This window comes from Bacteroides stercorirosoris, assembly GCF_900142015.1.
Classification (GTDB): Bacteria; Bacteroidota; Bacteroidia; order Bacteroidales; family Bacteroidaceae; genus Bacteroides; species Bacteroides stercorirosoris.
Map to the genome: position 1 here is coordinate 12,980 of NZ_FQZN01000013.1, position 15,108 is coordinate 28,087.

Genomic DNA, 15,108 nt, shown 5'->3' on the forward strand with positions numbered 1-15,108 from the left:
GTAGCCATCCGGGGTAAAAGGTGTAGCCATTCTGAATTACTCTTTTTTCTTAGTGAACCGCTCCTGTAACTTCTGCATCAATTCATAGAAGTTCGGGATGTAGACCGTGGCAAGCAACGTATTCAGTGCCATACCGAACACTACTGCGGCTCCCAAAGCGATACGGCTCTCCGCTCCCGCTCCTGTGGCAAAAAGCAACGGCATCACACCGAGCACAAACGCCAGTGACGTCATCAGGATAGGCCGCAAACGGATATGTCCGGCCTGGAATGCTGCATCACGGATGGAATTTCCCTCTGCACGGAAGTCGCGGGCAAACTCTACAATCAGAATACCATTCTTGGCGGACAGTGCCACAAGCAAGATAATTCCGATTTGTGTGTAGATGCTGACCGGTGTGCCCATCACAAGACAGCCAATCATGGCTCCCAGCAGCGCCACCGGCAATCCCATGACCGCAGATACCGGGCTCGTCCAACTCTCATATTGTGCAGCCAATACCAGGAATGCAACCAGCAAGGCCATCACCAGTACAGTGCTGGTGGTTGTTCCCGCCTGCGTTTCCTGATAGGCAACCGAAGTCCATTCGTAACCGAACTCATCACCCAATTGTTCCCGGAAGAGTTCCTCCATCTGCTGAATCGCCTCTCCCGAACTGCTTCCCGGCATCACGTTGCAGGTAACGGATGCGGTGGAGTACATATTATATCGGTTAATCTGATCCATACCCAGTTGCTCTTCCATCTTGGTGAAAGCTGAGAAGGGTACCATCTCTCCTGTCGCATTCGGTACGCTCAGTTTCAATACATCGTCAATAACCCGCTGTGCATGGTCCCGCGCGCCGAGTTTCACTTGGTAGATACGTCCGAATTCCACGAAATCATTCACGTAGGCAGCCCCCATATAGTACCCCAATGTGGTGAAAACACTGTTCAACGGGATGCCCATCAACTGTACCTTGTCACGGTCGATATTCAGAAAATACTGCGGCACATTGGCTTGGTATTGACTGCTGACACTGGCTAATGCGGGTTTCGTGTGATAGGTTTCCATCAGTGTCTCTACGGCGCGCTGCATTTCCGTCGCACCCAGATTCTTTCTGTCCTCCAGTTGCAACTGCAATCCGCCTGTGGCACCCAGTCCGGGGATGGCCGGAGGAACCATGGCGAACACTTCTGCCTCCTGTATGCCGTATGCCTGTGCATTGAAACGGTTGACGACAGCCTGTGCGGTGTGTTCCTTGCCTTTGCGTTCATCCCAGTTTTTCAGAATCACGAAATAGGTTCCGGAGTTGCTTTGTTCCCCTCCGCCCATTACGGAGAAGCCGGATATGCCGATGTAGTTTTTCACTTCGGGATAGCTGTTGAGGATTTCGTTGATTTCCCGTCCTACGGTTTCCGTCCGTTCCAGACTTGATGCAGGCGGCAACTGCACTACAGCGAGGAAATATCCGTCATCTTCTTCGGGAATGAACGTACTGGGCCATTTGATGAACAGGATGACTGCGAGAGCCGTAAACACTGCATAAGAGACAAGAGCGGCGCCCGGACGTTGGAGCAACCAGCCTACAGTCCTGTCATATACCCCTTGTGTCTTATCGTACACAAAGTTGAATCCCCGGAAGAGTGGCGATTTGGCGGGTTTGGTGGGTTGCAATATCAGAGCGCATAGTGCCGGAGTCAGTGTCAACGAGTTTATGCCACTCAATACGGTACTGGCGGCAATGGTCAGTGCAAATTGCTTGTAAAGCTGCCCTGAGATGCCGCTGATGAGCATTGTGGGGATAAATACGGCAAGCAATACCAGCACCACACCCACAATCGGGCCGGTAATCTCTCCCATCGCCTTGGTGACAGCTTCGCGGGCACTGTATTGTCCGGTGTCGAGCAATCGGCTCGAATTTTCCACCACCACAATGGCATCGTCCACCACAATTGCTACGGCAAGTATCAGTCCGAAAAGTGTCAGTGTATTGATGGAGAAGCCGAACAACGCCATCACGGCCAGCGTACCGATAAGCGATACCGGAATCGTGATACAGGGAATGATGACTGCCCGCCAGTTTTGCAGGAAGAGGAAAATGACAAGTACCACGAGTAAGGTCGTTTCCAGGAAAGTTACCAGCACTTCGTCCACCGAAGCATGAATGACGTCTGTCGTATCTAGCGTCACACTATAATTTATGCCTTGAGGAAACGATTGCGACAATTCTTGCATCTTGGCACGTACACCTTTGGAAACGTCCAACGAGTTGGAACCGGGCTGCTGATAGATGGCGATGGCGGCAGTCGGCTGTCCGTTCAGACGCGAAACGACGTTGTAGGATGCCGAGCCGAGGTCGATGTGCGCCACGTCTCTCAAGCGAAGCACCCGTCCACCCGTTTCGGTACGCAGAATGATATTGCCGAACTCTTCGGGAGAAGAAAGCCGCCCTTTCACCGTAAGAGTGTATTGGTAGGCGGGCGAACCGCTGTTGCCCGAGGTTCCGCTTGCCGGTAGAGGTTGCCCGATGGTTCCGGCGCTGACTTCCACATTTTGCGCTTGTATCGCTTGGTATACATCGGATGCGGAAAGGTTGCGGATGCGTAGTGCTGCCGGATCCAGCCAGATGCGCATGGAGTAGTCGCCCGCTCCCATTATATTGACGGCACCCACACCGGGCACGCGCGTCAACTGGTCGGCCAGGTTCAGCGTGGCATAATTGCTGAGATAAAGTCCATCGTATTCCTTATTATCTGACGTCATTGTGAGGAACATGACAATGTTTGAAGACTGTTTCTGTACTGTCACTCCCTGCACTACAACCGGTGTCGGCAGGGAAGCCTGTGCCACACTGACGCGGTTCTGCACCTGCACGGTCGCCATGTCGATATCTGTTCCGACCGCAAAGGTGATGGTCAGCGAGTAAGCGCCGGATGAAGAAGAATTGGATGACATATAAAGCATGCCGTCCACACCGTTTACTTGTTGTTCGATGGGAATACCTACGGTTTGCGCCACTGTCTGGGCATTGGCTCCCGGATATACGGCGCTGACCTGTACGGTTGGCGGAGTGATTTCCGGATACTGCGCGATAGGCAGTATGCCTAGGGTGACCAATCCTGCCACTACAATCAGTAGCGCCAACACAGTAGCAAAGATGGGGCGGTTTATGAAGAATTTTGAAAACATGAGTGTTAGGGTTTAATTATTAATTCTAAATTATTTGCCGGTGGGTTTTACTCTCATCCCATCCCGCACTTTCATCAGTGCTTTGGTCACGTAGTGTTCCTTCGGAGAGAGTCCGCCGGTCACTTGCCGGAGGGTGTCGTCTATCAGTTGTCCCACTTCGATATGGCGGTAACGCACCATATCGGAATCATTCACTATGTACACGTATTTTCCTAATTGGTCGGTACCGATGGAGGCTTCCGGAACGAGTACCGCCTGGCGTTCTTTGCCGTATGGCAGGGTGATGCTGACATAAAGTCCGCTTTTCAATAATCCTTTCGGGTTGTCCAGTCGGGCACGCAGGCTCAACGTTCCGGTGTTCAGGTCTACGTTTGGCGCAAAGTAGTCTAATGTGGCAGGATAAGGCTGCATGCTGTTCTCGCCCAGGTTGACGGTGACTTGTCTCGGCAGCGTATCCTTTTGTTGGGCTGTTCCTTGTTGCATCAGCATGGCAAGCCATTGGTTGTCAGCGATGTTGAAGTAAGTATACAACAGGTCATCCTTATAAATCGTGGCAAGTGTGACAGGCTGTACACTGCCACCCACATAACTGCCCACATCCACCTGGTTACGGCTGACAGTCCCGTCGAACGGTGCACGCACGGTGCAATATCCCAGATTGGTACGGGCGGTATTCAGTGCTGCTTCCGCATTGCTTACTGCCGCTTGTGAGGTCGCAACATTAGACTTGGATTGTAGCACTTGTATCTGGCTTACAGCATCACTCTTGACGGCTTCCAGCATACGCGAGTAGTTATTTTGAGCATATTCCAGATTAGCCCGGGCGGTATTCAGTTCAGCTTCCGCCTGTTCTACATTGTCCCGGTAGATAGTTGGTTCGATGATGAATAATACCTGTCCTTTCCTTACCCTGCTTCCGGGAGCATAGGCGACGGTTTGCAGAGTTCCGTTAACCCGTGCCACCAGGTCAACGGTTTTCTCAGAACTGAGATAACCCGGATATTCTTTAGTCAGCGTGATATCTTTCACCACAGGAAGGGCGACGCTTATCTCCGGAACGGGCATCGCGGTGCGTGCCGTCTCTTTTCTCTCCCCGCACCCCGCCAATAGCGGAATGAGCGCAAGGGTGATGTACATTCTATTTCTCATATATGGTTATGGTTTAAGTATTTATCTAAGTTGTGATGAGATACGTATGTCATGGGTAGTGAGATACGTATGTCATGGGTAGTGAGATACGTATGTCATGGGTAGTGAGATACGTATGTCATGGGTAGTGAGATACTGTATGTCATGGGTGGTGAGATACGTATCTCATTCTCGGCCTCTTTATTTCTCTGTATATCCTCCTCCCAGTGCCTGGTATAATGATACCAGATATAGCAGCGAGTTCCCTTCAGCCTGCACCAGTTGGTTTTCGTAGGTCAACAGTGAACGTAGCGCATCAAGCACATTCTGAAAGGGGCTAAGTCCTTGTTTATAAAGCTCAAGGGAGAGTTTTAACGTCTCCTGTCCCTGGTTTCTCACTTCACGGAGGGCGACAATTTGTTTGATGGAATTCCGGTAATTGTTCATCGCATTGTCCGTCTCCTGTACGGCGGTGAGCACTGTCTCGTTGAAGCTATGTACCGCCTCGTCCAGTTGTGCGCGTGCCTGCTTGGTGGCGTTCACCAACTTTGTCCCGCTGAACAAGGTCCAACTGATGGTAGGGGCTATCTCAAACGTCATGCTTTTCCGTCTGGTCAGGTCCTTCAAGTCACGGGAGGCATATCCCACAGACCCTTTCAGGAATACCTGCGGCAACCAATCGCTTTTGCTTGCGCCCAGCAGTGCAGCCTGTGCATTAACCTGTCTCTCTGCCTGGCGGACATCCGGGCGGCGAAGCAATAAATCAGCCGGTAGCCCTACTCCAACGGGTTCCATGTAGTCGGGTAACTTTCCGGTCTTCTCCAGCATCGGGCGTAGTTCCTGGGGGTAGGTTCCTAATAATATCGCCAGCGAATTGATGTATTGGCTGATTCCCGATTCCAGTTGTGGAATGGATGCTTTCGTGCTGTAATACACGGATTTGGCTTGTGCTACATCCAGTTTTGATACAAGCCCTGTGTTGTATCGTACTTCGGTGATGTTGAGCACTTCCTCTTGTGTCCGGCAGTTGTGGGTCACTACCTGCAACTCTTGTTGTAGTTCTCGCAGGTTGATGTAGGCAGAGGCGATTTGTGTACAAAGGGATATCTGCACGGAGATGTATTCTTCACGGCTGGCACGGAAGGTTTCACGTTGAGCTTTCACTCGTTGGCGGATGCTTCCGAATATGTCCAGCTCCCAGCTGGCATTTAGCGAAGCGTCATAATAATGGGTGATAGACTGTGGCAATTCACTGGTATTGCCACTGCTTTGCTGCCGGAGCCATCCGGCATTCAGACTGATAGAAGGGAAAAAGTTGCTGCGTTCTATTCGCAGACTGGCACGTGCCTGTTCCATGCGGTCTATGGCGGCCAGTACGGAATAGTTTTCTCCAGAAGCCACGCTGATAAGCGAGTCCAGCATTGGGTCGTTGAATGCTTTCCACCACTGGTCGTCTACGGGTAATATCTGTCCGCTGAACAAATCAGTATCTGCGGAAGCCGCAGTGGAAGAAGGAATTGCCGTACTTCCCCAACTTCGGGGTAGCGGCTTTTCCAGGTAACGGTCGCCATTCTGCGCTGTGGCGGCAGAACATAGGCATAATAAGAGCAGTGTACTGCCCCAAGCTTTAATCTTCATAGGTTTAGGTCATTTTTGTGATATTAGGTATCATAACAACTTAAGCCTTCATTTGTTTATCGAAGAGTAGGCTGGTGGTGTGGCTACTTGCTACTAACCACTTATCGCGCTTCGCGCGATATGTAATAGAAAACACAAAAAGCCCCTACAAGCTGAAACTTGCAGGGGCAGATATTTCTTTTCCGGACAATCTTACGGATTACTCCGCAGTCTTTCTTCTTCTGGTCGGCTTTTCCTTTACTTCCTCCTTGTGTTCGAGGGTTACACCTGCCAACTCCGGGTCAATCATGATACGTCCGCAGTATTCGCAAACAATGATTTTCTTACGAGAACGGATATCCAACTGTCTCTGGGGCGGGATTTTGTTGAAGCAACCACCACAGGCGTCACGCTGTACGTATACGATACCAAGTCCGTTGCGAGAGTTCTTGCGGATACGCTTGAAAGACTGGAGTAGACGCGGTTCAATCTTTGTTTCAAGATCTTTGGCCTTGTCTCTCAGCTTTTCTTCTTCCTGCTTTGTTTCGGAGATGATTTCGTCTAGTTCGTTCTTCTTGACATCCAGGTCTTTTTGTCTTTCGTCCAGGGCAACTGTGCTCTTTTCTACTTCTGCTGATTTCTCTTGTTCCTGTACGGCAAACTCTTTGATTCTCTTTTCACAAAGTTCCATTTCCAGAGTCTGGAATTCGATTTCTTTGCTCAGGAAGTCGTACTCGCGGTTGTTGCGTACATTCTCCTGCTGTTCCTTATATTTTGCAATAGAAGCTTTGGAGGTTTCGATTTCCACTCTCTTGGTAGCGATGGCGGATTTCAGTTCGGCTACTTCTGCCTTAATTCTGTCGATACGTGTGCTCAGACCAGCGATTTCGTCTTCCAAGTCTTGTACTTCCAGCGGAAGTTCACCTCTCAAAGTCTTGATTTCATCAATCTTGGACAACATGGTCTGCAACTGGAACAGTGCTTTCAATTTCTGTTCCACGGTCAATTCCTGTGGGTCTTTTTTTGCTTCTTTAGCCATTTTACTTATAAATATTTTATGGGGTTGGTGTTTGCTTTGCACTGTTGCAGGGCAAGGCTTGGAAACAACTCCCGGATTATTGTATAGAATATCTCTTTCGTATATTGTTCACTTTCATAGTGTCCTATCTCTGCCAGCAGGATGTCCGTATCATGGCCGAAGTAGTCGTGATACTTGATTTCCCCGGTGATGAACACGTCTGCGCCGTTACGTATGGCAAGCGGCATCAGGAATGCTCCGGCTCCTCCACACAGGGCTACAGTCTGTATTTCGCGTCCATTCAGCTTGTTATGCTTCAGGCAGCCCACTTCAAAGGTCTTCTTGATGCGTTTCAGGAATTCCAGTTCCGTTTCCGGTACTTCCAGTTCACCGATAACTCCCGATCCTGCCTGTGCCCAACTGTTCTGAAGGGGATACAAATCGAATGCGGGTTCCTCGTATGGGTGGGCGTTCAACAGAGCCTTGATAGCTTCTCCTTTTTTGTAGGCAGGCAGCACGGTTTCTATGCGCACTTCCCTTTCCGTATGCAGCTCTCCTATGTTTCCACAGAACGGATGGCTACCCTCCCGGGCACGGAAGGTTCCCTCTCCTTCTATATTATAGCTGCACATATCGTAATTTCCTATGCAACCGCATCCGGCCGTAAACAGGGCTTTCCGTACATCTTCCGCTTGTTCCACCGGAACAAAGGTCACCAGCTTCAGTAGAGCGTTTTCCTTGGGTTCCAGCACACGCACGTTACTCAATCCTATTTTCTCGGCAATCTTGAAGTTTACTCCACCCGGTGCATTGTCCAGATTGGTGTGTGCGGAATAAATCACGATGTCGTTCTTTATTGCTTTCATGATACAACGCTCCACATAGTCCCTGCCTGTGATGGATTTATATCCTTTGAATATCAACGGATGGTGGGATATGACGAGATTGTACCCTAACGCTATCGCTTCGTCCAGCACGTTTTCAGTAACGTCAAGACACAACAAAGCCCCTGTTGCTTCCGCTTCTGTCAATCCGATTTGCAGGCCGACATTATCAAATCCGTCTTGCAATGGCAGAGGCGCGAACCGTTCAAGGGCGCTTACTATTTCCTTAATTTTCATTATGTAACAGAAAATTTCGCTGCAAATATAGTAAAAATACACTGAATATCTGACCGTTTTACTATTTTTTAGTATATTTGTTCTGATAATTGTAAAACTTAGTACGATGAAAGCACTGCTTTTCTTGTTTTCTGCACTAATGTGCGTCTTGTTTTCATGTCAGCCTTCACCTAAAGTCCAGAATGAAGGTGATAGTGATGCACAAGAGGTATTTGTGGATACTACTCCGAAAGCGACGGCTATATTCTGGGTGGACAAGAATAAGAAGCTGCCTGGTTATATGTCCGGCAAACCGGTTCCTATACGCACCTTGAAGGCACAAGTTGAAATAGATACGGTGGGATGTATCGAAGTGCTTTCCTATGTGAAGCCACAGACAGAATCGGTAAAAAAGCATATCAACCGTTGTCTTGAAACGTTTCGGGTAAAGAAAGTGCTGATGGATAGCGCTTATATCAATCCGGGTATACAGTATGTGCAGATTCGCTATACTCCCTCTAAAATAAAAGATTAACGGTTTTTCTTCTTTTCTTTCTTCTCAACCATAACCTCCAGCAACTTCCCGTTGGCATCGAACGACTTGCGGGAAGCCAGTGAAATGGTAATCATCAGCGAAAGCATGGATGCCGTGAAAGTTATCACCATAATCATCATCTGATACTTGATGGCTACATTCGGGCTACTGCCTCCCAGAATTTGTCCGATCATTGTGCCGGGAAGTGCCACCAGTCCCATTACGGCTATGTTTGCAATCAGCGGGCTAAACGACTTAATGATAGCTTGTTTAATGAAAGGTGCCTGTGCCTCTGCCCTTGTGGCGCCATTGCCAAGCAGATAGCGATAGAGCTGTTGTTCCCGCTTCAGTCCGCTGTAATAAGCATTCAGCGCAACCACATTGCTGGATAGCATATTCCCCATCAGAATGCCGAATATCGGAATAAAGTATTGTGCACTGAACACATTTTCCAGTCGCAATACGATGGCAATGAAGTACATACCGACGCAGACCACACTGCACAGGAAGCCGACGGAAATAGGAATGAACAGTATTTTCCGCTTCAACTGGGTGCGTGCCACCGCTGTTTGGGCGGCAACGAATATCATGATAATCACCCACAGGAAGTTTATCCAGGGGTTATTCCACAAAAACAGGTATTTCAGGTAGATGCCGATAAAGAAAAGCTGCACAATCATGCGTGCAATGCCGATAACAGTGACCCACAGCAGTCCTGTCCTGAACTTCCACAAGTAGAACAGCGGAATGAGCAGCAACAGCAAACCGATGGCCAGACTGGTATATGATATGTCAATCGTTCCCACTTCTTAATGTTTTAATCACAACGTTATCATTTGGTTACATCCTTGCGCAAAGCCCTGGTCATGGGAAATGGCAAGGATGGCACTCCCCTTTCTCATCTGCTTCCGGAAGAAGGCGAGCACCTTGTCTGTAGAGTCCGGGTCCAGTGCCGAAGTCGGCTCGTCCACCATCAGCAACGGTTTTTGCATCATGGTGGCTACGGCAATCATGATGCGTTGCCGTTGTCCGCCGGAGATTTCATTCACGCGTTTGTCGTACACTTCTTCTTCCAGCCCCAGTTCTGCAAAGCAGGCAAAGAGTTTATCGAGCGAAAAGGGAGTGGCGCGGTTCGCTTTCAGGTTGAACGGAAGTTGCACCATTTCCTTCACCCACTCCGATGGAAGCGCCAGTTCTTGCGGTATCCATGCCACTTGGCGGCGTATATGGTCGATAGTTGCCTTTTCCAGTAAGATATTGTTGACGATGATGCGCCCTGCTTTGAGGGGTACGAATCCCAGGATCGCATTCAGCAAAGAAGTTTTTCCCCGCCCCGATTGTCCGGAAATGCAGGCTATTTCTCCTTCGTGCAATTGTAAGCAAAAGCCGGAAAAGAGTGTGTCTTCTCCGAAAGCGATGCATGCGTCCTCTATCTGAAGTATAGTTTCGGTCTCCATTTGCAAGCAAATATAGAAAGGAATTCTGAGAAAATGGCGGATTATTAGCCGAAATAAGTATCTTTAAATAAGATAAGCTGCATTTCGGCAGAACTTTTTCATGCTTGCATGAAAGTTCTGCACTCAAATTGCATTATCTTTGACTTTAAAAGCGAAGATAGGCTGCACCTCAGCAGTAAAAATAAGCAAGCTTATTTTGTACTGCCTTCGGTTTGCACTATCTTTGCTATCAGTTTTTAATAAAAGTGAGAATTATGATACAGAACGAACGTGCAAGCCGACACGAACATGTGTTGGATGTGGCAAGGCAGATGATGACCGCTGCCCGCACTGCGCCTAAGGGCAAAGGTGTTGATATTATTGAGATTGCGATGGTTACCGGTGACAGTCTGAAGGTATTGTCGGACAAGATGGTGGCTATGGTGGAAGAACATGGAATGAAGTTCTTTCTGCGTGATGCGGCAAACATTTTGCAGGCGGAGTGCGTAATAATAATAGGTACGCGCGAGCAGGCGCAAGGGCTGAATTGCGGACATTGCGGATATCCCACGTGTGCCGGTCGGCCTGAGGGTGTGCCTTGTGCTATCAATTCTGTGGATGTCGGCATAGCTATCGGCTCGGCTTGTGCCACGGCGGCCGATTTGCGTGTAGATACGCGCGTCATGTTCTCTGCCGGACTTGCCGCGCAGCAATTGGAATGGTTGCCCGGTTGTAAATCGGTGTATGCTATTCCGGTCAGCGCATCATCCAAGAACCCGTTCTTCGACCGGAAACCGAAAGAGGAGAAGAAAGAATAACGTGATACGTAAATGATAATTCATCATTTGAATATTACTCAATTAAATTTTCTCTACTGGCAAAATATTTTTCTCCAGTTGGGAAAATAAAAAAACTATTATATCACTTTCCTTTTTACGCGTTACTTAATAAATATAATGAGCAATAAGTATCTGAAAAACAGTCTTCCTGCCGAATGGGCATCACAAAGTGGCATACAACTGACCTGGCCTCATGCCGAAACAGATTGGGCATATATGCTTACCGAAGTAAGGTCGTGCTTCACTGCCATTGCCCGCGAGATAGCTAAACGGGAATTACTTCTGATTGTGACTCCCGAACCGGAGGAAGTCAGAAAGCAAATCTCAGCTACCGTTAACATGGAAAATGTCCGTTTCATGGAGTGTGAAACGAATGATACCTGGGCACGTGATCACGGGGCAATCACCTTGCTCGATACAGACGGTCCTTCCCTTCTCGATTTTACTTTCAACGGGTGGGGATTGAAATTTGCTTCGGACAAGGATAACCTGATTACCCGCCAGGCCGTGGAAGCAGGTTTTCTGAATGGCCGCTATGTAAATCGTCTCGGTTTTGTCCTCGAAGGCGGTTCCATTGAGAGTGACGGGCAGGGGACACTGCTTACCACTTCTGAATGTCTGCTTTCCCTCAATCGTAACGGGCAGATGAGCCGCGATGAAATCGAAGCATATCTTTGCTCCGTATTTCATCTGCAACGTGTGCTTTGGCTCGACCACGGATATCTGGCGGGAGACGATACGGACAGTCATGTCGACACTCTCGCCCGCCTTTGCTCGCCGGATACCATTGCCTATGTGCAATGCACCGATACGCAGGACGAGCACTACGAAGCCCTCCACCGGATGGAAGAACAACTGAAAACCTTCCGTACCATAAGTGGAGCCCCCTATCGCCTGTTGGCATTACCCATGGCGGATAAGATTGAGGAAGAAGGAGAACGCCTCCCCGCTACGTATGCCAATTTCCTGATAATGAACGGTGCCGTGCTCTATCCTACTTATCGCCAACCGGAGAATGATACCCGTGCCAAAGAAGTCTTGCAGGAAGCTTTTCCCGAACACGAGATTGTCGGTATTGATTGCCGGGCATTAATCAAGCAGCACGGTTCCCTTCATTGTGTAACGATGCAATATCCTACAGGAGTATTGAAATAAAACAGAAGAAATATGAGAAAAATAAAAGTCGGTATTATCCAGCAAGCCAATACATCAGACCTTCGTACGAACCTGATGAACCTGGCTAAAAGTATAGAAGCCTGCGCCGCCCACGGTGCCCAACTGGTGGTTTTGCAGGAATTGCATAACTCCCTGTATTTCTGCCAGACCGAAAATACGCAATTGTTTGATTTGGCGGAAACGATTCCCGGCCCTTCCACCGGATTTTACTCCGAACTGGCTGCGGCCAATAAAATAGTATTGGTAACCTCTTTGTTTGAGAAGCGTGCACCGGGACTTTATCATAACACCGCCGTTGTTTTCGACCGCGATGGAAGCATCGCCGGAAAATATCGTAAGATGCATATTCCCGATGATCCGGCCTATTATGAAAAGTTCTATTTCACACCCGGTGATATAGGATTCGAACCCATTCAGACCTCTATCGGCAAACTGGGTGTGCTCGTTTGCTGGGATCAGTGGTATCCTGAAGCTGCCCGTCTTATGGCACTGAAAGGTGCTGAACTGCTGATATATCCCACCGCCATCGGCTGGGAAAGCAGCGATACCGATGATGAAAAAGCGCGTCAGCTCAATGCCTGGATTATTTCTCAGCGTGCCCATGCCGTAGCCAACGGATTGCCGGTCATCTCCGTCAACCGTGTCGGTCATGAACCCGATCCGTCTAAGCAGACTAATGGCATCCGGTTTTGGGGAAATAGTTTTGTGGCAGGTCCGCAAGGCGAATTCTTGGCACAAGCCGGAAACGATCATCCGGAGAATATGGTAGTGGAAATAGATATGGAACGTTCTGAAAATGTCCGTCGTTGGTGGCCTTTCCTGCGCGACCGCCGCATTGATGAATATGGAGGATTAACGAAGCGCTTTCTTGATTAGCAACGGCTATTTGAACGTCACTTTCTTGTTCATTATGAAGTTCACTCCTCCGTAAATGAACAATCCCAGGAACTGGGCAAGATATTCATCGCAGTTCAGTCCCTCCACCAGTACTACAAGAAACAGGAATTGTGCCAGATAGGCCATTCCGAAAGCGATAGAAAAGAGCAACGCCTGTCTCCAGGTATTGCTCTTCTTTTCTTTCTCCAAAGGGAATATCCAGTGCTTGCACCAGATGAAATTATGAGTCTGTGCGACTATATATGCTGTTATGTTTGAAAGCATATAGTCGATGTCCAGTTCGTCCATCATCAGCCAGATGACTGCGGCTGTAATCAAGGCATTCAGTGTGCCGATTACCGCAAAGCGGAAGATGCGTCTGGACTCTTTCACAGCAGGATATTGCTCCTATTCCTTTATGTCAACAATTAAATTCAGTTCATCCAATTGCGACGGGTCAAGTGCTGCGGGAGCGTCCAGCATCACATCGCGTCCGCTGTTGTTCTTCGGGAACGCGATGCAGTCACGAATACTATCCAGTCCGGCAAACAGAGATACCCAACGGTCAAGGCCATATGCCAGACCACCATGAGGAGGTGCACCATATTTAAATGCATTCATCAGGAAGCCGAATTGTTCTTCCGCTTTTTCCGGAGTGAAGCCCAGGATTTCGAACATCTTTGCCTGCAACTTCGGATCGTGAATACGGATAGAACCGCCACCAACTTCCACACCGTTGATAACCATATCGTAAGCATCAGCACGTACTGCTGCCGGATCAGTATCCAACAGGTCGATATCCTCATCTTTCGGATGCGTGAACGGATGATGCATAGCCATCAGGCGATTTTCCTGTTCGCTCCATTCAAACATCGGGAAGTCAACCACCCACAGGCATGCGAAGGTGTTCTTGTCGCGCAGACCTAACTGGTTACCCATTTCCAGGCGGAGTTCGCAAAGTTGTTTACGCGTCTTCATGGCGTCGTCACCGCTCAATATCAAAATCAGATCACCCGGTTTAGCACCGAAAGCTTCCTTCATCTTTTGCAGTACTTCCTGCGTATAGAATTTGTCAACGCTTGATTTTACGGTTCCATCTTCTTCTATACGGGCGTAAACCATGCCTTTTGCACCAATTTGCGGTCTCTTTACGAATTCCGTCAGTGCGTCCAGCTGCTTGCGGGTGTAGTGTGCGGCACCTTCAGCACAGATACCACCGATGTATGCGGCATTGTCAAATACGGAGAAGCCATGACCTTGCAATACGTCCATCAGTTCCACGAACTTCATACCGAAACGCAAGTCGGGTTTGTCGCTACCGTAATATTTCATGGCGTCGGCCCATGCCATACGCTGGAATTGTCCTTCCAACTCTACACCGCGGATTTCTTTGAAAAGATATTTCGTCATGCCTTCAAACAGGTTGATAATGTCATCCTGTTCTACGAAAGACATTTCACAGTCGATTTGTGTAAATTCCGGCTGGCGGTCGGCACGAAGGTCTTCGTCACGGAAACACTTGGCAATCTGGAAGTAACGGTCGAAACCGGATACCATCAACAACTGCTTTAAAGTCTGCGGGCTTTGTGGCAGAGCATAGAACTGTCCCGGATTCATGCGTGAAGGCACAACAAAGTCGCGGGCGCCTTCCGGGGTAGAACCTACCAATACAGGAGTTTCCACTTCAATGAAACCTTGACTGTCCAGATAACGGCGTACTTCAATCGTCATTTTATGGCGGAGTTCCAGATTCTTACGCACAGACGGGCGGCGTAAGTCCAGATAACGGTATTTCATGCGGATATCATCGCCTCCATCTGTGTTGTCTTCGATAGTGAAAGGAGGAGTCAGCGCTGCATTCAGTACATTCAGTTCCGATACGATGATTTCGATGTCTCCGGTCGGGATATTGGTGTTCTTGCTGAAACGCTCGTTCACTGTTCCGGTAATCTGGATAACGAACTCGCGTCCCAGGCGGTTGGCGCTTTCGCAAAGTGCCGCGTCCACCTCTTCGTTGAAAACTAACTGGGTGATGCCATAACGGTCACGGAGGTCTATGAAAGTCATGCCTCCCATTTTGCGGCTGCGCTGTACCCAACCTGCCAGCGTTACTTGCTTATTGACGTCGGAGATACGGAGTTCCCCGCAGGTATGTGTTCTAAACATCTTGATAATTATAAATTATGAATTATAAATTATAAATTGGCTGCGC

General features: G+C 48.8%; 13 protein-coding genes. 4 read left to right on the plus strand and 9 right to left on the minus strand.

What is annotated here, in order from left to right:
• Window positions 1-36: 36 nt before the first annotated feature.
• From BUC01_RS11065 to BUC01_RS11085, 5 genes are all read right to left on the minus strand, one after another.
• Entirely contained in the window at window positions 37-3,171 is a 3,135-nt protein-coding gene (locus BUC01_RS11065; protein WP_025833873.1) for an efflux RND transporter permease subunit, read from the minus strand.
• A gap of 30 nt (window positions 3,172-3,201) precedes the next feature.
• Window positions 3,202-4,320 carry an efflux RND transporter periplasmic adaptor subunit gene (locus BUC01_RS11070; RefSeq protein ID WP_025833875.1) on the minus strand — a complete coding sequence of 373 codons (1,119 nt, stop codon included), beginning with the start codon at window positions 4,318-4,320 and terminating at the stop codon, window positions 3,202-3,204.
• Between the two features lie 180 nt (window positions 4,321-4,500).
• On the minus strand, window positions 4,501-5,937 hold the full coding sequence (locus tag BUC01_RS11075; RefSeq protein WP_025833877.1) for an efflux transporter outer membrane subunit: 1,437 nt from the start codon (window positions 5,935-5,937) through the stop codon (window positions 4,501-4,503).
• A gap of 199 nt (window positions 5,938-6,136) precedes the next feature.
• On the minus strand, window positions 6,137-6,955 hold the full coding sequence (locus BUC01_RS11080; RefSeq protein WP_025833878.1) for a zinc ribbon domain-containing protein: 819 nt from the start codon (window positions 6,953-6,955) through the stop codon (window positions 6,137-6,139).
• Window positions 6,956-6,960: 5 nt separating this feature from the next.
• Entirely contained in the window at window positions 6,961-8,055 is a 1,095-nt protein-coding gene (locus BUC01_RS11085) for a Nif3-like dinuclear metal center hexameric protein (protein ID WP_025833879.1), read from the minus strand.
• 106 nt (window positions 8,056-8,161) lie between these two features.
• Here BUC01_RS11085 and BUC01_RS11090 point away from each other — a divergent pair, with 106 nt between their 5' ends.
• On the plus strand, window positions 8,162-8,569 hold the full coding sequence (locus BUC01_RS11090; RefSeq protein WP_025833880.1) for a DUF4891 domain-containing protein: 408 nt from the start codon (window positions 8,162-8,164) through the stop codon (window positions 8,567-8,569).
• On the opposite strand, the gene BUC01_RS11095 is transcribed toward BUC01_RS11090, so the two are convergent.
• The gene (locus tag BUC01_RS11095) at window positions 8,566-9,375 is read right to left on the minus strand and encodes an ABC transporter permease (RefSeq protein ID WP_025833881.1); all 810 of its coding nucleotides are present in this window, start codon (window positions 9,373-9,375) and stop codon (window positions 8,566-8,568) included. The genes BUC01_RS11090 and BUC01_RS11095 overlap by 4 nt on opposite strands.
• Window positions 9,376-9,390: 15 nt before the next feature.
• On the minus strand, window positions 9,391-10,011 hold the full coding sequence (locus tag BUC01_RS11100) for an ABC transporter ATP-binding protein (protein ID WP_025833882.1): 621 nt from the start codon (window positions 10,009-10,011) through the stop codon (window positions 9,391-9,393).
• A gap of 269 nt (window positions 10,012-10,280) precedes the next feature.
• Between BUC01_RS11100 and BUC01_RS11105 the strand changes: the two genes are divergently transcribed.
• The 3 genes from BUC01_RS11105 (at window position 10,281) to BUC01_RS11115 (ending at window position 12,896) form a co-directional block, all read left to right on the plus strand.
• Window positions 10,281-10,823: a ferredoxin domain-containing protein gene (locus BUC01_RS11105; RefSeq protein WP_073313749.1), complete on the plus strand. Its 543-nt coding sequence runs from the start codon at window positions 10,281-10,283 to the stop codon at window positions 10,821-10,823.
• 138 nt (window positions 10,824-10,961) lie between these two features.
• Window positions 10,962-11,999, plus strand: a complete 1,038-nt coding sequence (locus tag BUC01_RS11110; protein WP_073313751.1) for an agmatine deiminase family protein — start codon at window positions 10,962-10,964, stop codon at window positions 11,997-11,999.
• Between the two features lie 12 nt (window positions 12,000-12,011).
• Window positions 12,012-12,896 carry a carbon-nitrogen hydrolase gene (locus BUC01_RS11115; protein ID WP_025833884.1) on the plus strand — a complete coding sequence of 295 codons (885 nt, stop codon included), beginning with the start codon at window positions 12,012-12,014 and terminating at the stop codon, window positions 12,894-12,896.
• Between the two features lie 6 nt (window positions 12,897-12,902).
• On the opposite strand, the gene BUC01_RS11120 is transcribed toward BUC01_RS11115, so the two are convergent.
• Window positions 12,903-13,289: a GtrA family protein gene (locus BUC01_RS11120; protein WP_025833885.1), complete on the minus strand. Its 387-nt coding sequence runs from the start codon at window positions 13,287-13,289 to the stop codon at window positions 12,903-12,905.
• 15 nt (window positions 13,290-13,304) lie between these two features.
• The gene (gene aspS, locus BUC01_RS11125) at window positions 13,305-15,062 is read right to left on the minus strand and encodes an aspartate--tRNA ligase (RefSeq protein WP_025833887.1); all 1,758 of its coding nucleotides are present in this window, start codon (window positions 15,060-15,062) and stop codon (window positions 13,305-13,307) included.
• Window positions 15,063-15,108: the final 46 nt, after the last annotated feature.

What these genes read in the sequence shown, in the direction of transcription:
- BUC01_RS11065 (WP_025833873.1), bottom strand. Translation starts at nt 3,171, where the DNA reads ATGTTTTCAAAATTCTTCATAAACCGCCCCATCTTTGCTACTGTGTTG.
- BUC01_RS11070 (WP_025833875.1), bottom strand. Translation starts at nt 4,320, where the DNA reads ATGAGAAATAGAATGTACATCACCCTTGCGCTCATTCCGCTATTGGCG.
- BUC01_RS11075 (WP_025833877.1), bottom strand. Translation starts at nt 5,937, where the DNA reads ATGAAGATTAAAGCTTGGGGCAGTACACTGCTCTTATTATGCCTATGT.
- BUC01_RS11080 (WP_025833878.1), bottom strand. Translation starts at nt 6,955, where the DNA reads ATGGCTAAAGAAGCAAAAAAAGACCCACAGGAATTGACCGTGGAACAG.
- BUC01_RS11085 (WP_025833879.1), bottom strand. Translation starts at nt 8,055, where the DNA reads ATGAAAATTAAGGAAATAGTAAGCGCCCTTGAACGGTTCGCGCCTCTG.
- BUC01_RS11090 (WP_025833880.1), top strand. Translation starts at nt 8,162, where the DNA reads ATGAAAGCACTGCTTTTCTTGTTTTCTGCACTAATGTGCGTCTTGTTT.
- BUC01_RS11105 (WP_073313749.1), top strand. Translation starts at nt 10,281, where the DNA reads ATGATACAGAACGAACGTGCAAGCCGACACGAACATGTGTTGGATGTG.
- BUC01_RS11110 (WP_073313751.1), top strand. Translation starts at nt 10,962, where the DNA reads ATGAGCAATAAGTATCTGAAAAACAGTCTTCCTGCCGAATGGGCATCA.
- BUC01_RS11115 (WP_025833884.1), top strand. Translation starts at nt 12,012, where the DNA reads ATGAGAAAAATAAAAGTCGGTATTATCCAGCAAGCCAATACATCAGAC.
- aspS (WP_025833887.1), bottom strand. Translation starts at nt 15,062, where the DNA reads ATGTTTAGAACACATACCTGCGGGGAACTCCGTATCTCCGACGTCAAT.